The sequence below is a fragment of the Streptomyces sp. NPDC001407 genome, from assembly GCF_042895325.1.
Lineage (GTDB): Bacteria > Actinomycetota > Actinomycetes > Streptomycetales > Streptomycetaceae > Streptomyces.
This window is the reverse complement of record NZ_JBIAWF010000002.1, coordinates 315,497-337,462: the sequence shown is the minus strand read 5'-3', so window position 1 is coordinate 337,462 and position 21,966 is coordinate 315,497. Positions and strand designations below refer to the sequence as shown.

General features: G+C 73.3%; 2 protein-coding genes (1 of these 2 running past the window's edge). Both read left to right on the top strand.

The window, feature by feature from the left end:
- Positions 1 to 16,144, top strand: the 3' portion of a protein-coding gene (locus ACFY1P_RS05005) for an SDR family NAD(P)-dependent oxidoreductase (protein WP_390749728.1). It extends 7,571 nt beyond the left edge of the window; only the last 16,144 of its 23,715 coding nucleotides appear in the window; its start codon lies off the left edge, out of view; the stop codon is at positions 16,142 to 16,144.
- Complete coding sequence (locus ACFY1P_RS05000; RefSeq protein ID WP_390749727.1) at positions 16,141 to 21,966, top strand: SDR family NAD(P)-dependent oxidoreductase; 5,826 nt, start codon at positions 16,141 to 16,143, stop codon at positions 21,964 to 21,966. The genes ACFY1P_RS05005 and ACFY1P_RS05000 overlap by 4 nt, the downstream gene beginning before the upstream one ends.

Below are 21,966 nucleotides of genomic sequence, written 5' to 3'. Positions count from 1 at the left end.
GATCACGGCCCTGCGGGAGGACCGGCCCGACCGGCGCGCCGGGATCGAGCGGCTGCGCGAGAAGGCCGACGGCCACGCGGGAGCCATGCAGGACGCGCTCGCCCGCATCACCTGGGCCCTGCTCCAGTCGCTCGGGATGTTCCGCGACGGCCGCGCGGCCACCGCCGACGAGTGGCGCGCCCTCGGCGGCGTCGAGGACCGCTACGCACGCTGGACGGCCCACAGCCTCACCGTGCTGACCGACGCCGGCTACCTGCGCCGCGAAGGGGAGGACCGCTACGCCGCCCTCGACCCCCGCACCGGATCCCTCGACGACGCCTGGGCGGAGTGGGACCGCGAGCACCGGCGCTGGCTGGCCGACGAGGCCAAGCGCCCGCAGGCCGTCCTGGTCGACACCACACTGCGCGCGCTGACCGACATCCTCACCGGCCGCCGCCCGGCCACCGACGTGATGTTCCCCAACGCCTCGCTCGAACTGGTCGAGGGCGTCTACAAGAACAACCCCGTCGCCGACTACTTCAACGACGTGCTCGCCGACACCCTCGTCGCCTACCTCGAACGCCGCCTCGCCGAGGACCCGTCCGCACGCCTGCGCATCCTGGAGATCGGCGCGGGCACCGGCGGCACCAGCGCCGTGGTGTTCCGCAGGCTGCGCCCGTGGGCCCGGCACATCGAGAAGTACAGCTACACCGACATCTCCAAGGCGTTCCTCCTGCACGCCCAGCGCGAGTACGGCCCGATCGCGCCCTACCTGGACCCGCAGCTCTTCAACGCCGAGAAGCCGCTCGCGGGCCAGCCGGTGGCCCCCGGCACGTACGACGTGGTGATCGCCACCAACGTGCTGCACGCGACCCGCAACATCCGCAACACCCTGCGCAACGCCAAGGCCGCCGCCCGCGCGAACGCCCTGCTGCTCCTCAACGAGCTGAGCGACAACATCCTCTTCAGCCATCTGACGTTCGGCCTGCTGGAAGGCTGGTGGCTCTACGACGACCCGGCGCCGCGCATCGCGGGCTCGCCCGGTCTGGTGCCGGAGAGCTGGCGGCGGGTGCTCGGCGAGGTGGGCTTCCGTGCGGCGTTCGTGGCCGCCGAAGGCGCCGACGACCTCGGCCAGCAGGTCATCGTCGCCGAGAGCGACGGCGTGGTCCGCCAGCCGCGCCCGGACGGCGTCTCCGCCTTCCGCGGCGCCCTCCCGCAGGAGCGGCCCCAGGCCGCGCCGCCGGAGGTGCCCGCCCCGTCGCCCCGGCCCGCCCCGGCCGCCACCGGCGGCGACCACGACGAGCGCCTGCTGGAGCCGGCCCGCGACTTCTTCCGCGGCCTGGTCGCCGACACCCTGCGGCTGCCCCTCGCCGACATCCGGGCCGACGTGCCCTTCGAGCGCTACGGCATCGACTCGATCCTCGTCGTCCAGCTGACCGACGCGGTCCGCAAGGTGCTCGACAACGTCGGCAGCACGCTGTTCTTCGAGGTACGCACGATCGACGGCCTGGTGCGGCACTTCCTGCGCACCCAGCCCGCCGCACTCGCGGCCCTGGTCGGCCCGGCCGACGAGACCCCCGCACCCCTCGCCGAAACCCCGGCACCCAACGCCGCACCCGTCCCCGCAGCCTCTCCCGTGAACGCTGAGCCCGTACACGCTGAGCCCGTACACGCTGAGCCCGTACACGCTGAGCCCGAGGACGGGATGGCCATCGCGATCGTCGGCATGGCCGGCCGCTACCCCGACGCCCCCGACCTCGACGCCTTCTGGGAGAACCTGCTCGCCGGGCGGGACAGCATCACCGAGATCCCGGAAGACCGCTGGGACCACAGCCGTTACTACGACCCGCGCCGTGGCATCGACGGCAGGACGTACAGCAAATGGGGCGGCTTCCTCGACGGGATCGACGAGTTCGACCCGCTGTTCTTCGGCATCTCACCGAAGCAGGCGTCCATGATGGACCCGCAGGAGCGGCTGTTCCTCCAGTGCGCCCACACCACGCTCGAGGACGCCGGCTACACACGGGACGCCCTGCGCGCCGCCGCCCGCGCCCGGGTGGCCGAGGACGCCGGTGACATCGGGGTGTTCGTCGGCGCGATGTACTCCGAATACCAGCTCCACGGCGCGGAGTACAGCGTGCGCGGCGAGCCCGTCGTCGTGCCCGGCAGCCTGGCGTCCATCGCCAACCGCGTCTCGTACTTCCTCGACGCGAGCGGCCCCAGCGTCACCGTCGACACCATGTGCGCGTCCGCGCTGTCCGCGATCCACCTCGCGTGCGCGGCCATCCGCAGCGGGGAGTGCGGCGCCGCCGTGGCCGGCGGGGTCAACCTGTCGCTGCACCCGAGCAAGTACCTGATGATCGGGCAGGGGCAGTTCGCCTCCAGCGACGGCCGCTGCCGCAGCTTCGGCGAGGGCGGCGACGGCTACGTGCCCGGTGAGGGCGTCGGCGCGGTGCTGCTGCGCCCGCTCGCCGACGCGGTCGCCGACGGCGACCGCATCCTCGGTGTGATCCGCGGCAGCGCGCTCAACCACGGCGGCCACACGCACGGGTTCACCGTGCCCAACCCGCTCGCGCAGGCGGCCGTCATCCGCAGCGCCTGGCGCCGGTCCGGAGCCGACCCCCGGGACATCGGCTGCATCGAGGCACACGGAACCGGCACCTCACTGGGCGACCCGATCGAGATCGCCGGACTGAGCGCGGCCTTCGGCGAGTTCACCGACGCGCGCAACTTCTGCTCCATCGGCTCGGCGAAGTCGAACATCGGCCACCTGGAATCGGCCGCCGGTGTCGCGGGCCTCGCCAAGCTGCTGCTCCAGATGCGGCACGGCACGCTGGTGCCGTCGCTGCACGCGGAACGCACCAACCCCGAGATCGACTTCGCCGACAGCCCGTTCGTGCTCCAGCGCGAGACGGCGCCCTGGCCGCGGTCCGGCGACCGCCCGCGCCTCGGCGGCCTCTCGTCGTTCGGCGCGGGAGGCTCCAACGCACACCTGCTGGTCGAGGAGTACATCGTGCCCAAGGCACCCCCGCACGGCGGCGGCCCCGCCGTCGTGGTCCTGTCCGCCTTCGACGACGAGCGGCTGCGCGAATCCGCGGGACGGCTGCGCGACGCGCTGCGCGCGGGGGAGTGGAGCGACGACGACCTCGGCGACATCGCCTACACGCTCCAGGTCGGCCGCGAGGCCATGGCCGCACGGTTCGCCGTGGTGGTGAGCGCCCTCCCGGACCTCGTCGACGCGCTCGACGCCTGCGCACGCGGCGACGAGCTCCCGGAAGGCGCGTACGCGAACTCCGGCGGTGACCGGGCCGGCGCGGTCCAGGGTTTCGTCACCGACGAGGACTTCCAGGAGACGGTCGTGCGCTGGGCACGCCGCGGAAAGCTCGCACCGCTGGCCGAGGCATGGACGAGCGGCCTCACGGTGGACTGGGCGCGCCTCCACGCCGAAGGACCCAAGCCGCGCAAGGTCGGCCTGCCGGGCTACCCCTTCGCCCGCGAGCGCTACTGGTTCACCGACGGGCTCCCCGAACTGCCCGCTGCGGCGGCCTCATCCGCGGTGCCCGCCCCCGTCACCCCCGCCGCGCCGCGCCGCCCCGTACAGGAGACCCCCGCTCCGGCCGCCCCCGCGCAGCCGGTGAACTCCTACGAGCTTCCCGAGGGCGACCTCACCCTGCACCCCGTCTGGGAGCCGGCCCGGCTGCTGCGCGGCAAGCCGTACCCGTCCGCGACCGCCCGTGTGGTGGCCGTCGGCCTCGAACCCGAGGACTTCGCGGCGCTGGGCGCCCGCTACCCGGGCCTGGTGGCGCTGCACACCGCCGCGTCCTCCGCCGAGGAGGTGCGGGACGAACTGGCCGCGCTTGGCGCGTTCGACCACGTGATCATGCGGTTCCCCACCGCGCCCGCCACCACCGCCACGGCGCGGATCGCCGCGCAACGCGCCGTGATCCGGCGCATGTTCCGCGTCCTCAAGGCACTGACGGCCCTCGGCCTGGAGGAGCGGAGCCTGGGGCTCACCCTCCTCACGCACGGCGCCTTCGACCCGAGCGGCACCGGGCCCGTCGACCCGGCACAGGCGAGCCTGCACGGCCTGCTCGGCGGCCTGGCCAAGGAACAGCCGCGCTGGCGCATCCGCGCCGTCGACCTGGCCGACGGCGAACCCTTCGTCGCCGAAGAGGTCTTCGCCCTGCCCGCCGACCACCGCGCCCACCCCCTCGCGCGCCGCGGCGGCCAGTGGCTGCGCAGGCAGCTCCTGCCCGTGGACGCGACCCCCGCACCGGCCGAGCCCGTGCTGCGCCGCGACGGCGTCTATGTGCTCATCGGCGGCGCGGGCGACCTCGGGGTGATGCTCAGCGAGTACCTCGTCCGCCAGTACGACGCGCACGTCGTGTGGGTCGGCCGCCGCGCCGAGGACGACGGCATCCGGGCCAAGGCGGCCCAGGTGGCCACGGTCGGGCGCGCCCCCGTCTACGTGTCCGCCGACGCCTCCGGCCCCGAGGCGCTCGCCGGGATGCGGGACGAGGTGCTCCGCCGGTACGGCCACATCGACGGCGTCGTGCACCTGGCGATGGTGTTCAGCCACACGCCGCTGGCCGCGATGAGCGAGGCCGAGCTGGAGGCCACGCTGTCGGCCAAGGTCGACCCGTGCGTGCACTTCGCCGACGCCTTCGCCGCCCAGGGCCTGGACTTCATCCTGCTGATCTCCTCCCTCGTCAGCTTCATCCGCAACTCCCACCAGGCGCACTACTCGGCGGCCTGCGCCTTCGAGGACGCGCGCGCCCCCGAACTGCGCACATCCCTGGACTGCCCGGTCAAGGTCGTCAACTGGGGCTACTGGGGCAACGTCCCCGACGAGCTCATGCGCGACGTGACCGCGATGGGCCTGGCCGCGATCGACCCGGCCACGGCGATGGGCGCGCTGGAACGGCTCCTCGCGGGGCCGCTCGACCAGATCGGCTTCATGCGCCTCGGGCGCCCGCTGCCCATCGAAGGAGCACTGACCACGGAGACGCTGACCCCGCACCCGTTCGGCGCGGCGACGCGCGGCAGTGCCGCCACCGTGCCCGTACCGGCCGGCCTGGCCGCCTACCACGCGGGCCCGGTGCCGGGCGAGATCGACGCCTGCCTGCACCGCTACCTCGTGGCGGAACTGCGCCGGGCGGGCCTCGACAACCCGAGTGACGGCCTCGCGGAGTGGAAGGAGCGCAACGGCGTCGAGCCCCGCTTCGACGGCTGGCTCACGGCCACCCTGCGCACCCTGGCCGAACACGGCCTGATCGACGCCCAGGGCCGCTGGAGCAGCCATGCCCCGACCGCGCGGGACGCCGAGGCCTGCCGCGCCGACTGGGCCCAGGGCCAGGCGCTGTGGGCCGAGGGCAACGCCGATCTGCGCGCGCCCATGCGGCTGTTGGGCCGGACGCTGCCCGCGCTGACCGACATCCTGTGCGGCCGGACGACAGCCACCGACGTGCTCTTCCCCCAGGGTTCGTTCGACCTGGTGCAGGGCGTCTACCGCGACAACCGCGTGGCCGGGCACTTCAACGCCGTACTGGCCGAACACGTCGCGTCCTTCCTGCGCGCCCGCCAGGACGCCGACCCGGGCGCCCGCCTGCGCGTACTGGAGATCGGCGCGGGCACCGGCGGCACCACCGGCCCCGTGCTCGACCGCCTCGCCCGCGCCGGGCTCGACCTGGCCGAATACTGCTACACCGACCTGTCGCAGGCCTTCCTGCAACACGCCCAGGACACCTTCGGACCCGGGCGCGACCACCTGACGTACCGCATCTTCGACGCGGCCAGGCCCCCGCACACCCAGGGGCTCGACACCGGGGCGTTCGACGTCGTGATCGCGGCCAACGTGCTGCACGCCACGGAGAACATCCGCCCGGCCCTGCGGCACGCCAAGGCGCTCCTGCGCGGCAACGGCATGCTGGCGCTGAACGAGATCAGCGGCTTCTATCTCGTCAACCACCTGACGTTCGGCCTGCTCGACGGCTGGTGGCTCTACGACGACGCCGAACTGCGCGTGCCGGGCAGCCCCGCCCTCTCCCCGGAGGGCTGGCGCCTGGTGCTGGAGCAGGAGGGCTTCACCTGCGTCGGCCACCCGGCCGAGGACGCCCTGCCCCTGGGCCAGCAGGTCGTGGTGGCCCACAGCGACGGCCTCGCCCGCAGCCCGCGGACGCTGCCCGGCGCGCCGGAGGCCAACAGCCTCCCGGCCCGCCCGTCGGCACACTCCCCGGCCCCGGCCCCCGCCCAGGCGCCGGACGCGGTCGCGACGGTGGCGGATGTGGTGCTGGCGGAGCTCGCGTCCGCGCTGCGCCTGTCCACCGAACGGATCGACGCGGACCAGGCGTTCGCCGACTACGGCCTCGACTCCATCGTCGGCGCCAAGTTCGTCCAGCGCCTCAACGAAGAGCTCGGCACCGACCTGCTGACCACGGTCATCTTCGACTACCGCAGCGTGGGACAGCTCGCCGCGCACATCGCGGAGAGCCACCGGCCGAAGCTGCCCGCCCCCGCACCGGCGCCCCGGACCGTCAGCACGCCGCCCCTTGCCGAGAAGCGAGAGTCCGGACCCGGCGGGCGCGAGCCGATCGCCATCGTCGGGATCAGCGCTCGGTTCGCCGGGTCGGACGACGCCGAAGCGCTGTGGCAGCACCTCGCCGCCGGTGACGACCTCGTCGGCCCGGTCGAACGCTGGGACCTCTCCGGCTACAGCGAGGACGAACTCTCCTGCCGCTCCGGCAGCTTCCTCGACGGCATCGACCGGTTCGACGCGAACTTCTTCAACCTGACCGGACTCGAAGCGACCTACACCGACCCGCAGCAGCGCCTCTTCCTGGAACAGGCGTGGACGGCGATGGAGGACGCCGGATACTCCGGCGCCTCGCTGAACGGCCGCAAGTGCGGTGTGTACGTGGGCTGCACCGGCGGCGACTACGCGAAGTGGTTCGACGACGCGCCGCCCGCCCAGGCGGCGTGGGGCAACGCGCCGTCGGTCGTACCCGCGCGCATCGCCTACCACCTGAACCTCCAGGGACCGGCCATCGCAGTCGACACGGCCTGCTCCAGCTCGCTGGTCGCCGTTCACCTCGCCTGCCAGGGCCTGTGGAGCGGCGAGACGGAGCTGGCACTCGCCGGCGGCGTCAGCGTCCAGACCACGCCGGAGACCTATCTGGCGGCGAGCCGGGGCGGGATGCTGTCGCCCACCGGGCGCTGCCACACCTTCGACGCCGCGGCCGACGGGTTCGTGCCGGGCGAGGGCGTGGGCGTGGTGGTGCTCCGCCGCCTGTCCGACGCGCTGGCCGACGGCGACCACATCCACGCGGTGATCCGCGGCTCGGTCGTCAACCAGGACGGAGCCACCAACGGCATCACCGCCCCGAGCGCGCTGTCGCAGGAGCGGCTCATCCGCCAGGCGCACACCGACTCCGGTATCGACCCGGCCGGGATCGGCATGGTCGAGGCCCACGGGACCGGCACCCAGCTCGGCGACCCCATCGAGTGCCAGGCGCTCACCAACGCCTTCCCGGCGGACGCGGCCCCCGGCTCCTGCGCGCTCGGTTCGATCAAGACGAACCTCGGGCACACCACCTCGGCGGCCGGCGTCGCCGGCCTGCTGAAGATCGTGCTCGCCATGCGCCACGGGCAGATCCCGCCGTCCCTGCACCACCACCGGACCAACCCCGCGGTCCGGCTCGACGGCAGCCCGTTCTACGTGAACACCGAGCTGCGGCCCTGGCGGCCGAACAGCGAAGGCAAGCGCGTCGCGGCCCTGAGCGCGTTCGGGTTCAGCGGCACCAACGGGCACGTGATCGTGGAGGACGCCCCGGCCCGCGCCGGGCACCGGAACACGGACGGCACGCACCTGTTCGTGCTCTCCGCCCCGCAGCCGGCGGCGCTCCGCGGCCGCGCCCAGGATCTGCTGGCGTACCTGCGCCGCACGCCCGGCGCCGTGCTCGGCGACGTCAGCTACACACTGGCCGTCGGCCGCGACCACTTCACCCACCGGGCCGCGTTCGTCGCCCGTGGCCGCGACGAGCTGACACGTCTGCTCGAAGCCTGGCTGGACGGGCGGAGCGAGACGGGCGCGAGTGGTGGCTCCGCGCAGGAACGCGCCAGGAACCGGTATCTGGCCGGCGCCACGGTGGACTTCACGCCCCTGTTCTCCGGGCTCGACGTGCGCCGCACACCGCTGCCGACGTACCCCTTCCAGCGCAAGAGCTACTGGGTCGCCACGCAGGCCGGCCCGGCCCGGCGCGGCCGCGGCACCGCGGCACCGGCCGTCCTTCCGGCCCCCGCGCCCGCGGCCCCTGCTGCCCCCACTGCCCCCACTGCCCCCACTGCCCCCGCTGTCCCCGCGATGGACGTGTCGACGCTGCGCTTCCTGGTCGGTGACCGCCTGCTGACCGAGCTGTCCCGTGTGCTGATCATGGAGCCCGACGAGATCGACCCGCAGGCGTCGTTCTCCGACTTCGGGGTCGACTCGATCCTCAGCGTGAAGCTCGTCGGCGCGGTGAACACCGCCCTCGGCGTCGACCTGTCCAGCACGGCCCTGTTCGAGCACAGCTCGCTCGACCGGCTGACGGACCATCTGGTCGACGCGTACGGGCCTCAGCTGCGAGCAAGTGGCGCACTGGGCGAGCCGTCCGCCGAAGCCGAAGAGGCACCGCCCGCCGACCGCGCACAAGCCCCACAAGCCGTACAGCTCGCACCCGCCGCTCCCGTCGGCGCACCCGACGACGACGGCATCGCGGTGGTCGGCATCGCCGCCCGGTTCGCGCAGTCGCCCGACGCCGCGGCACTGTGGGCGCACCTCGCGGCCGGTGACGACCTCGTCGGTGACGTCACCCGCTGGGACATGGAGAAGGAGCTGGGCGCCGGTGCCCCGCGCCAGCAGGGCAGCTTCGTGGAGGACATCGAGCGCTTCGACGCCTGGTTCTTCCGCATGTCGGGCAAGGAGGCCACCTACACCGACCCCCAGCAGCGGATCTTCCTGGAGGAGTGCTGGCACGCCCTGGAGGACGCGGGCTACGCCGGTGAACGGCTCGACGGCCGCGGGTGCGGCGTCTACGTCGGCGGCTCGCCCAGCGACTACCAGCAGCTGATCGGCGACGACGCGCCGCCGCAGACGCTCTGGGGCAACATCTCCTCGGTCATCGCCTCGCGGATCTCCTACTTCCTCGACCTCCAGGGCCCCGCCCTGTCGGTGGACACGGCCTGCTCCAGCTCCCTGGTGGCCATCCACCAGGCCTGCCAGGACCTCCGCCAGGGCAACACGTCGATGGCGCTGGCCGGGGGCGTCTTCATCCAGTCCACGCCGATCTTCTACAAGTCCGCCGTGCGCGCGAACATGCTCTCGCCGACCGGGCGTTGCCACACCTTCGACGCGAGCGCCGACGGCTTCGTGCCCGGCGAGGGCGCCGGTGTGGTCGTGCTCAAGAGGCTGGCCGACGCCGTGCGCGACGGAGACCAGGTCTACGGAGTGATCCGGGGGTCCGGCATGAATCAGGACGGAACCACGAATGGACTTACCGCACCAAGCGCCGGCTCGCAGAAGCGTCTGCTGCGCGGCGTCCACGAGCGCGCCGGGGTCGACCCCGCCGAGATCCAGCTGATCGAGGCGCACGGCACCGGCACACCGCTGGGCGATCCCATCGAATTCGAGGCACTGAGCGCGGCGTTCGGCGACGCCCCCGAGGGCGGCTGCGCGCTCGGCTCGGTCAAGACCAACCTGGGGCACACCCAGTACGCCGCGGGTGTGGCCGGTGTCATCAAGGTGCTGCTGGCGCTCAGGCACGGGCAACTGCCGCCGTCGCTGCACTTCGAGCGGAGCAACCCGGCGATCACACTGGAGGGCAGCCCCTTCCACGTCAACACGGAGCTGCGCCCGTGGCCCGCGCCCGCGAACGGCCCGCGCCGCGCCGGAGTCAGCTCGTTCGGCGCCGCAGGGACCAACGCGCACGCGCTGATCGAGGAGGCTCCCGCACGGGCCGGCGGCCCGCACGCCGCCCGCCCCGCCTGGCTGGTCGTCCTGTCGGGACAGGACGACGCCACACGCCGCGCCCAGGCCGAGCGCCTGCTCGACCACGCCCTCACGCACGAGGACCTCGACCTCGGCGACGTGGCCTACACCCTGGCCACCGGGCGCCGTCACTGCACCCACCGGTGGGCATGCGTGGCCTCGGACCGCGAACAGCTCGTCGAAGCCCTGCGCACCTGGCTGCGCGACGGCCGGGCCCCGGGCGTCGTCACCGGTGAGGCGGCCGACGGGCACCGCCGCCAGGACCCCGCCCTGCGCACACGCGTGAGCCACCTGATGGCCGAACGCGACCGCCACGACTGCCTGACCGAGCTCGCCGGGTTCTTCGCGCAGGGCCTCGACCTGAGCTTCGCCCCGCTGTTCGACGACGGGGGCTTCCGGGTCGTGTCCCTCCCGGCCTACCCCTTCGCCGGTGAGCGCTACTGGGTCGGGACGCGACCCTCCCGGGCCGCGACCCCCTCGCCGCTGGCGGGCCGCAAGGTCCGTACGGAGTCCGGCGCTTCGCACTACGCCGTCGAGCTGACCGGCGAGGAGTTCTTCCTCGACGACCACCGCGTACGGAACGTGCCGGTGCTGCCCGGCGTGGCCTACCTGGAGCTGGCGTGCGCGGCGGCGCGGGCCGAAGGCATCGCGCCCACCGGCTTCCGCCTGCGCGACGTCGTCTGGTCCCGCCCCGCCCGGATCACCGGGCCGGCCTCGGCCGGGATCGCCCTGCGGCCGCGCGAGGACGGCGGCTTCACGTACGAGATCACCACGGCGACCGGGGACGGCCTGCCCGTACCGCACGGACAGGGCCGCGTCGAACGGTGCGAGGCGCCCGCGCCCACCCGCCTGGACATCGCCGGGCTGCGCGAGCGGTGCGACGTGCGCACCCTGGACCACGAGGAGTGCTACCGCCTCTTCGCGGGCATGGGCATCGGCTACGGGCCCGCGCTGCGGGGCATCCGCCGGCTCAGCGTCGGCTCCGGGCTCGCCGTGGCACGCCTGAGCCTGCCGCAGGCGGCGCGCGACGGCGCCGACTGGACCCTCCACCCGTCGATGCTCGACGCCGCCGTGCAGGCCACGCTGGGCCTGTCGCTGACCGAGGACACCGACACCGTGGCGGCCGCGCTCCCCTTCGTCCTGGAGGAGACGCGGATCCTCGCGCCGAGCCCGGCGAGCGGCTGGGCCGTGGTGCGGCCCGCGGCGGACGACCGCGGGGGTGCCGTACGGCGCATCGACATCGAACTGTGCGACGACGACGGCGCCGTGTGCGTGCGACTGCTCGGCTTCAGCACCCGGGTGCTGCCCGCGGCCGTCGCACCGAAGGAGGCCGACGGCGCTTCGCTCACCCTCATGCGGGTGGACACGCGAACCGCCCAGGCCACCGGGGCACCGCGCCCACTGGTGCGGCACGAGGTCCTGCTCGGCGGGCTCGGTGCGATCGACCCCCGGGACGTCCAGGCCGGACTGGGCGTGCCGTGCGCCGCGCTGCCCGACGAGGACGATCTCGCCCTGCGCTACACCCGCCACGCCGAGACCGTGCTGGCACGGCTGCGGCAGGCTATCCCGGCGACCCGCGACGGACACGCGCTGCTCCAGGTGGTCGTGCCCGCCGACGGCGAGGGCCGGCTGCTCGCGGGACTGGGCGGCCTGCTGCGCACGGCCCGCATGGAACACCCCAAACTGCTCACCCAGCTCGTTGAAATGGAGACCCCGGTCGACACCGCGACGCTGTGCGAGCGCCTGCGCCAGGAAGCGGCGGCCGGTCTCGACGACGTCGCCGTGCGGTACGCCGACGGCCGGCGGCAGGTGCCCCAGTGGACCGCCGTCGACGACGCCCCGCCGGTGCGGCCGTGGAAGGCCGGTGGCGTCTACCTCGTCACCGGGGGAGCCGGAGCACTCGGCGGGCTGTTCGCCCGCGAGATCGCGCGGCAGGCGCCCGGCGCCACCCTCGTGCTGTGCGGGCGTTCACCGGAGGGCCCGGAGCAGCGCGAACTGCTCGGCGAACTGGCCGGCTCGGGAGCCCGCGCCGCGTACCACCCGTTGGACGTGAGCCGGCGCGAGGCCGTGGCCGGCCGCGTGAGCGCGATCGTCGCCGAGCACGGGCGGCTGGACGGCGTCGTCCACGTCGCCGGAGTGGTGCGCGACAGCTACCTCGGCCAGAAGAGCGCCGAGGAGCTGCGGGAGGTGCTCGCGGCCAAGGTCGCCGGGTTCGTCCACCTCGACGAGGCCACCGCCGGTCTCGACCTGGACTGCTTCATCGGCTTCTCCTCGCTGTCGGCCTTCGGCAACCAGGGCCAGGGCGACTACGCGGCGGCCAACGCCTTCATGGACGCCTACGCGCTCCGGCGCCACGAACTGGTCGCCAGGGGCGAGCGCAGGGGCCGCACGCTGGTGGTCGGCTGGCCGCTGTGGGCCGACGGCGGCATGGCCGTCGACGCCGCGACCGAACGCCGTCTGAGGGAGAGCGTCGGCATGGTGCCGATGCGCGCCCGTCAGGGCGTCGAGGCGCTGGAGCGGGCCTACGGCAGCGGCGCGCCGCACGTGCTGGCGGTCTACGGCGAACGCGCCCGGATCGACGCCACCCTCCTCGCCCCCGCGCGGACCGGCCACCCCGCACCGGAGACCGCACCCGACCGGACCACCCCGCACGCGACCCTCCTCAGCCGCCTGATCGCCCATGCCTCGGCCGTACTGGGCGTGCGCGCGGACGAGATCGACGGCGCGGTGGCGCTGGGCGAGTACGGCTTCGACCCGGTCTCGCTCACCGAGTTCGCCGACAAGCTCAACGCGGAGTTCGGGCTCTCGCTGACCCCGAAGCTGTTCCCCGAACACCTGACCCTGGAAGAGGCTGTGAACCACCTCCTCGACACCCACCCCGATCGCTTCGGGACGGCCGCCCCGGCCCCGGCACCCACGCCGGCCGGCCGGGAGACGCGGCACAAGGCCCTGCTCAAGAAGCTGGTCGCCCGTGCGTCGGTCCTCCTGGACGTGCCCGCCGAACGCATCAGCGGCACCGCGGAGATGAGCAAGTACGGCTTCGACTCCCTCTCGTTCATCGGCTTCGCCAACGAGCTCAACGCCGAGTTCGGGCTCTCGCTGGCACCGACCCTCTTCTTCGAGAACCCCACCCTGGCGGGCGTCGCCGACCACCTACTCGACCACCACGCCGACCGCGTCACCGTCACCCCCGAGGCGCGGGAGGAACAGCCCGCCCCGGCACCGGCCGCCCGCCGGCCCGAGGCGGCCGCGCCCGGTGACGAGCCGATCGCCGTGATCGGCATGAGCGGCCGCTTCCCGATGGCGGACGACCTCGACGAGTTCTGGGACAACCTGGCCGAAGGGCGCGACTGCACCCAGGAGGTCCCCGCGGACCGCTGGGACTGGCGGGCCTGCTACGGCGACCCGGTCAAGGACCCCAACACGTCCAACGTGACGTCCGGCGGCTTCATGAACGGCGTCGGCGACTTCGACCCGCTCTTCTTCGACATCTCCCCGAAGGAAGCCGAGCTGATGGACCCGCAGCAGCGGCTCCTGATGCTGTACGTGTGGAAGGCCCTGGAGGACGCGGGCTATTCGGCGGGCGCGGTCGCGGGCAGCAACACCGCCCTCATCGCGGGCACCACCAGCACCGGCTACAGCACCCTGGTCACGCGGTACTCACCCGTCATCGAGGGCTACGACATCACCGGCGCGGCGCCCTCGATGGGCCCGAACCGCATGAGCTACTTCCTCGACCTGCACGGCCCGAGCGAGCCGGTCGACACGGCCTGCTCCAGCGCGCTGGTCGCCATCCACCGGGCCATCCAGGCCATCCGCGAGGGCCAGTCCGACATGGCCATCGCGGGCGGGGTCAACACCATGGTCAGCGTCGACGGGCACATCAGCATCTCCAAGGCGGGGATGCTCAGCCCGGAGGGCCGCTGCAAGTCCTTCTCCGACCGCGCCGACGGCTACGCGCGCGGCGAGGGCGTGGGCATGCTGGTGCTCAAGAGGCTCTCCGCCGCCGAACGCGACGGCGACCACATCCACGGCCTCATCCGCTCCTCGGCGGAGAACCACGGCGGCCGCGGCAACTCCCTGACCGCCCCCAACCCCAAGGCACAGGCAGCACTCCTGCGGGAGGCGTACGAGAAGGCGGGCATCGACCCGCGCACCGTCGGCTACATCGAGGCCCACGGCACCGGCACCAAGCTCGGCGACCCGGTCGAGATCAACGGGCTGAAGGCGGCGTTCCGCGAGCTGTACGAGGCGCACGGCGCCACCGTGGAGGAGGCCCACTGCGGAGTGGGCTCGGTGAAGACCAACATCGGCCACCTCGAACTCGCCGCCGGCGCGGCCGGGGTGATCAAGGTGCTGCTCCAGATGCGCCACCGCACGCTCGTCAAGAGCCTGCACTGCGAGACCGTCAACCCCTACATCGACCTGGAAGGCAGCCCCTTCCACCTCGTCCGCGAGCGGCAGCCGTGGGCGGCCCCGCGCGACGCGGAAGGCCGTGAACTGCCGCGCCGCGCAGGCGTGAGCTCCTTCGGCTTCGGCGGCGTCAACGCCCACGTCGTCCTCGAGGAGTACGTGCCCCGGACCGCCCCCGAGCCGGACCGGGCGCCCACCGAGCGCCTCCCGTTCCTGCTGTCGGCGGCCCGCCCGGAGGTGCTGCGCGAGATCGCCACGCGCTGGGTCGACGCGCTGCGCTGCGGCACGTACGACGACACCGACCTCGCGTCGGTCGCCTACACCTCGCAGACGGGCCGCACGCCGATGACCGAGCGCCTCGCCTGCCTGGCCCGGACCGTCGACGAGCTCGCCCAGGCGCTGGAGGCCTGGCTGCGCGGTGAGCCCACGGGCGACGTCTTCAGCGGCCGGGTCCCGCGCGGCGTCGATCTCCCGGACGTACCGGCCGCGTTCGCCCCCGGGGCGGACCTCACCGCCGCGAGCCGGCAGGACCGGGCGAGCCTGCTGGAGGCGTGGGTGCGCGGTGCCGCCTTCGACTGGGACCGCCTGCACACCGGGCGCCGTCCGCGCCGGATCCCGCTGCCGACCTACCCGTTCCGCCTCCAGCGCTACTGGGTCGACACCACCCGCCCCGCGAACGGTGCCCGGCCGGCCGTACTGCACCCGCTGGTGCACGTGAACACCTCGGACCTGGACGAGCACCGCTACACCTCGCGCTTCACCGGCCGCGAGTTCTTCCTCACCGACCACCGCGTGCAGAGCCGGGTGATGGAGGAGGTGTCCGGATGGCGGCCCGGCCGCGCGGTCGTCGCCTCCGACGACCGCCCGCAGGCCGTACCCGTCCTGCCCGCCGTGGCCTACCTGGAGATGGCGCGCGCCGCTGCGGTCCAGGCCGCCGGGGGCGACGAGCGGACCTGGTCGCTGAAGCTCGCCTCGTGGCTGCGCCCGCTCACCGTCGAGCAGGAGACCGACGTGCACGTCGCGCTGACCACCCGGACCGGTGACGGACTGGGCTACGAGGTGTACTCGGTGGACGAGCACGGCGAACGCGCCGTGTTCGGCCGGGGGCAGCTGCGCCGCCAGGACGCGGCACCGGGCGATCGCCTCGACCTCGCGGCGCTTCGCGCGCGGTGCGACGGCCCCGTGCTCGACGCCGACGCCTGCTATGAGCGGTTCACCGGCATCGGCATGACCTACGGCCCGACGCTGCGGGCCATCGAGGAACTGCACACCGGCTCACGGCAGGCCATGGCACGCCTGAACCTGCCCGCCGGCGCGGCCCGCGAGAGCGGTCTCGTGCTCAACCCGAGCATGCTCGACGCCGCCCTCCAGGCCACGGTCGGACTCTTCGTCGGCGAACCCGGCACCGCCCGCACCGCACTGCCCTTCGCCCTGCGCGAGCTGGAGGTGCTCCGCGCCACCCCGGCCACGGGGTGGGTGATCATCCGCTTCGCCGAGGACGACCACCCCGGCGCCGTCCGCCGGCTCGACCTCGACCTCTGCGACGACGACGGCGACGTCTGCGTACGCCTCCGCGGTTTCAGCGCCCGCACCCTCGGCGACAGCGCGCCCACCGAGCCGGCCCCGGCGGCACCCCCGGCCGAGTCCGAAGACGCGCACCTGCTGCACCTGATCGAAGCCATCGGCCGGCGCGAACTGAGCGCGGACGAGTTCAAGAGGAGCCTGATATGAGCACCCGAGTCGAATCCCTGGACGAGCTGCACCGGCTTATTCGCGAGGGACGGGTGGGCCAGGACGAGGCGCTCCGCCTGATCCGCGACTGGAAGCGGGCACAGGCCGGGCAGCCGCGGGCCGCCGGCACCGAGGATCTGGTGGACCGGATCTGCGACGTCATGGTCGAGAAGGTCTGCGAGCTGCTGAAGGTGAGCGCGGCGGACCTCGACGTGGACGTCGACCTGAGCGAGTACGGCCTGGACTCCATCGTCATCAGCCAGTTGGTGAACATGGTGAACGAGTCCCTGGGCCTGGAGCTCGTGCCCACGGTCCTCTTCGAGCACCCGACCCTGCGGGCCTTCAGCGCGCACCTCGCCGACGAGTACGGCCCCTCCCTGACCACCCGCCTCGGCCTTCGGCCGCCCGCCCCCGTGGCGGCCGAGCCCCCGCGGCCTGTCGCCACCCCGCGGCCGGCCGTCGCCCCCACGCCCGCGCCCGCTCCCCGGCAGGCGCACCGGCAGGACGCCGAACCCATCGCCGTGGTCGGCCTCAGCGGCCGGTTCCCGCAGGCCGAGGACATCGACGCCTTCTGGCAGAACCTCCGCGACGGGCGCGACTGCGTCAGCGAGGTCCCCGCCGACCGGTGGGACTGGCGCGCCCACTTCGGTGACCCGCTCCTGGAGCCGGGGCGCACCAACGTCAAGTGGGGCGGCTTCATGGACGGCGTCGCCGACTTCGACCCGCTGTTCTTCGGCATCGCGCCTAAGGACGCCGTCCACATGGACCCCCAGCAGCGCCTGCTGATGCTGTACGTCTGGAAGGCGCTGGAGGACGCCGGATACGCCGCCGACCGGCTGGCGGGGGAGAACCTCGGGCTGTTCGTCGGCACCAACGACACCGGCTACAGCCTGCTGGCCGACCGCACCGGCGGCAGGGGCGAGAGCGTCACGCCCACGGGCAGCGTGCCGTCGATCGGCCCGAACCGGATGAGCTACTTCCTCGACGTGCACGGCCCCAGCGAGCCCATCGAGACCGCCTGTTCGAGCTCCCTGGTCGCCATCCACCGCGGCGTCGCCGCGCTCGAACGCGACGAGTGCGACATGGCCGTCGTCGGCGGCGTCAACACCATGGTGATCCCCGACGGCCACATCAGCTTCAGCAAGTCCGGGATGCTCAGCGTCGGCGGACGGTGCAGCACCTTCTCCGACCGCGCCGACGGCTACGTCCGCGGTGAGGGCGTGGGCATGCTGGTGCTGAAGAAGCTCTCCGCCGCCGAACGCGACGGCGACCACATCCACGGCCTCATCCGCTCGACCGCCGAGAACCACGGCGGCCGCTCCAACTCCCTGACCTCGCCCAACCCCAAGGCACAGGCCGCGCTGATCCAGCGTGCCTACAGCAAGGCCGGCATCGACCCCCGGACGGTCGGCTACATCGAGGCCCACGGCACCGGCACCAAGCTCGGCGACCCCATCGAGATCAACGGGCTGAAGGCGGCGTTCCGCGAGCTCTACGAAGCACACGGCGCCACCGTGGAGGAGGCCCACTGCGGCGTGGGCTCGGTGAAGACCAACATCGGGCACCTCGAACTCGCGGCGGGCGTCGCCGGTGTGATCAAGGTGCTGCTCCAGATGCGCCACCGAACGCTCGTCAAGAGCCTGCACTGCGAGACCGTCAACCCCTACATCGACCTGGAGGACAGCCCCTTCCACCTGGTGCGCGAACAGCGGCCCTGGACCGCGCCGCGCGACGCGGAGGGCCGTGAACTGCCGCGCCGGGCAGGCGTGAGCTCCTTCGGCTTCGGCGGCGTCAACGCCCATGTCGTCCTGGAGGAGTACGTCCCCCAGCCCGCCCCGGCGACGAGCACGCCGGACCCCGTGGCCGTCGTGATCTCGGCATCGGAGCCCGAGACCCTGCGCGCACGGGTCCGGCAACTCGCCGACTGGATCGACACGGGCCGCCTCGGCGAAGCCGACCTGCCCGCACTCGCCTACACCCTCCAGGTCGGCCGCGTCGCGATGGAGGAGCGCCTCGCCTTCCTGACCCACTCGCTCGCCGACCTGCGCGAGCGGCTGCGCGCGTATCTCGACGGCGGCAAGGCCCAGGGCCTCCACACCGGACGGGCACAGCGCCAGGGGCCGTGGAACGAACTCGTCGGGGACGACGACATCGCCGTCGCCATCGACAGCTGGATAGCCAAGGGCAAGACCGGACGCCTGCTCAAGCTCTGGGTCACCGGCTTCAACTTCGACTGGCAGCGGCTCTACGCGGACCGCACGATGCGCCGCGTCCCGCTGCCCACCTACCCCTTCCGCCTCCAGCGCTACTGGATCGCCGACGCCAAGGGCGCCACACCGGCCGCCACACCGGCCACACCGCCCCCACCGAGCACGCTGCCCGCCCCCTACCGCCGGGAACTGGACGGGCGGGAGTTCTACCTGCGTGACCACCGCGTCGCCGGGACACCCGTACTGCCCGGCGCCGCCTACCTCGAATTCGTACGCGAAGCCGCCGTCCAAGCCGGGCCCGGCGCCTCCCTCACCGGTGTCCGCCTGCGTGACGTGGCCTGGCTGCGCCCCCTGGAGGTGACGGCGCCGCGCTCCCTCGGCGTCGAACTGGACGCGGCCAGCGGGACGTTCGAGGTCTACACCCACCACGCAGGTGAGCGCGTCCTGCACGCGCAGGGGACTGTGCGCCTCGACCCCGCCCCGCTCGCGTCGGACGGCACCCACGACATCGACGCGCTGCGCGCCAACTGCCCGTCCCGGCGCGACGGCGCCGACTTCTACGCCCTGTTCGCCCGCATGGGCATGGGCTACGGCCCCGCGTTCCAGGCCGTCGAGACGGTGCACTACGGCGAGGACATGGCGCTGGCGCGGCTGCGCCTGCCCGCGGCGGCGGCATCGTCGCTCACGCTCAACCCCGGCATGCTCGACGCCGCCCTCCAGGCCACCCTGGGCCTGGTGCTCGGCGAGCAGGGCGCAGCCCCCGCCGAGAACTCCCTGCCCTTCAGCGTGCGCGAGGTGCACGTGCTCGCCGCCACCCCGGCCGAGGGCTGGGCGCTCGTACGCCGCGCCGAGGACGACCGCCGCGACTCCGGCGTGCGCCGCCTCGACATCGACCTGTGCGACACCCAGGGCAACGTCTGCGTACGCCTGCTGGGCTTCAGCACCCGCGTGCGACAGGACCGGCCGACCGCGGCCGTCGAGGCCCACGGGACGCCCGCGCTGCTCGTCCACGCGGACTGGCGCGACAGCGCGGCACCCCAGGACCGCGGCGCCGACGTGATCCGGCATGTCGTCCTGTGCGAGCTGCCCGAGCTGGACGCGACAGCGCTCGGCACGGCACTGGGCGGCACCTGCGAGAGCTGGCAGACCGACGGCGCGCCCGAGACGCGCTACACCACCTACGCCGAGCGCCTGCTGGAACTGCTGCGCGGCAAGGCACAGGAGGCGGGACAGCCGCAGCGCGTCGTCCAGCTCGTCACCCCCGCGCACACACCCTGGCTGGGTGGGCTGAGCGGCATGCTGCGCACGGCGCGCATGGAACACCCCAAGCTGCTGACCCAGTGGATCGAGCTCGACGACGCACCGCGGCCGGCCGAACTGGCCGAACGGCTGCGGCGCGACGCCGCTGACACGGACCAGGAAGCCGTGCGCCACCACGGCGGACGCCGGCAGGTGTCCCACTGGCGCGAGCTCCCCGCGCCCGCCCCGGCGCTTCCCTGGCGCGACGGCGGGGTCTATCTGCTGACCGGCGGCGCCGGCGGACTCGGCGCGCTGTTCGCCGAGGACATCGCCCGCCGGGTCCAGTCGCCCACCCTGGTCCTCTGCGGCCGCGGCCCGGCCGGACCGGCACAGGAGGAACTGCTCACCGCCCTGCGCGCGTCGGGCGCCAAGGCCGGCTACCGCGTGCTGGACGTCGCCGACCGCGCCGAGGTGCTCCGGGCCGTACGCGACATCGAGGCCGAGCACGGCGCGCTGCACGGCGTCGTCCACGCGGCGGGAGTGCTGCGCGACGGCTTCGTCGCCAGGAAGAGCGCGGCCGATCTGCGGGACGTGTTCGCCGCCAAGGTGACCGGGCTCCGCAACCTCGACGAGGCCACCGCCGGGACGCCGCTCGACTGCTTCATCGGCTTCTCCTCGATGGCCGCCTTCGGCAACGTCGGCCAGGCCGACTACGCCGCCGCCAACGGCTTCATGGACGGCTACGCCGCCCACCGCGAGTCCCTGGTCGCCCAGGGCAGCCGTTCGGGACGCACCCTGATGGTGAACTGGCCGCTGTGGGAGAAGGGCGGCATGGGCGCCGACGCCTCGACCGTCAGCCTCCTGGAGTCCGTGGGCATGCGGCCCATGCGCGCGGCCGTGGGCATCGACGCCCTGCACCGCGCCTGGGCGGTCCGGCGGCCGAACGTCATCGCGCTGGACGGTGACCACACGCGGATGCGGGAGCGGTTCCTGCCCGAGCCGGTGGCGGCCGCCGAGCCCGTGACGGCCGTGGCACCGGAGCCCGTCACCGCCCCGGAACCGGCCGAGCCGTCGACGATGGGCAACGTCGTCGCGGACCTCATGGCGACCCTGCTCGAAGTCGACGCCGCGACCCTGCGGTGGGACGAGCCGCTGCGCAACTACGGCTTCGACTCGATCTTCATGATGCAGTTCCTCACCCAGGCACAGACGCACATCGACGCCTCCCTCACCCTCGACGTCATCGGCGGCTGCCAGACGCTCCAGGAGATCGTCGACGAGATCGCCGCCGCGACCTCCCCCGAGCCCGCCCCGGCGGAAGAGGCCCGGCCGGCGCCGGAAGCCCGCCCGGCCGAGGAGCCCCGCGCGGAGGAGCCCCCGGCGCGCCCGGCCGAGCCGGTGTCGCCGAACAGCTTCCCCGAGCTGGTCCGCATGAACGGCGTCACCGAGGGCAGGCCCGTCTTCTGGGTCCACCACGGCAACGGCGGGGTCGAGTCCTACGCGCCCCTCGCCGCTCGCTGCAAGCGCCCCTTCTACGGCATCCAGCCGAAGGGCTGGATCGACTCCACCGACATCCTCACCGGCCAGGTCGCGATGGCCGACTACTACGCCACCGTCATCCTCGCCGTGCAGCCGGAAGGCCCGTACGACATCGGCGGCTTCTCCCTCGGCGGCCTCTTCGCCTACGAGGTCGTGCGGCAGCTCCAGCAGCGCGGGGCGGAGGTCGCCTCGCTGGTCATGCTCGACACCCTGGACGCCGACGCGACCAACAAGGCCAACGCCCTCATCGTCGGCGGTGACTTCAGCCCCGAGGTGGTGAGCAAGGTCAGCAACTTCCGCGCCGTCAACCTGATCCTCGGGAACAACCGCTTCGACTCGCACGGCGGCGCCACCCCGATCCTGCACCGCGACGACGTCGACACCACGCTGGACGGCACGAAGTTCCTCGACTCCCTGATCGACGCCGCCCTCGCGCGCGGAATCAACAAGACCGAGACACAACTGCGCGCCCGCGTCCGGCAGCTGGCGCGCTACTTCGAGGCCATGCAGGGCGAGACCTACACCGTGGACCCGCTGCCCCGGCGCGACGGGCTGCGCTGCTACTACCTGCGCAACCGCGGTGGCGAGTTCTTCGGTGCCTTCGAGGACCACATGGTGCTCTTCCCCAACCCGGAGCTGCCCACGGTGGACGGCATCACCTACTGGCAGCAGTGGGCGGACGAGATCGACGACTTCTTCACCATCGACGTGGACACCTCGATGCACGCCGAGGTCATGACGGCCCCGGAGTCGCTCGACAAGCTGATGCGCCTGTGCGACAGGCTGTACGCCGCCGAGGTCCCGGCCGCCCTCTCCGCGCGGGGAGGCCGCTGA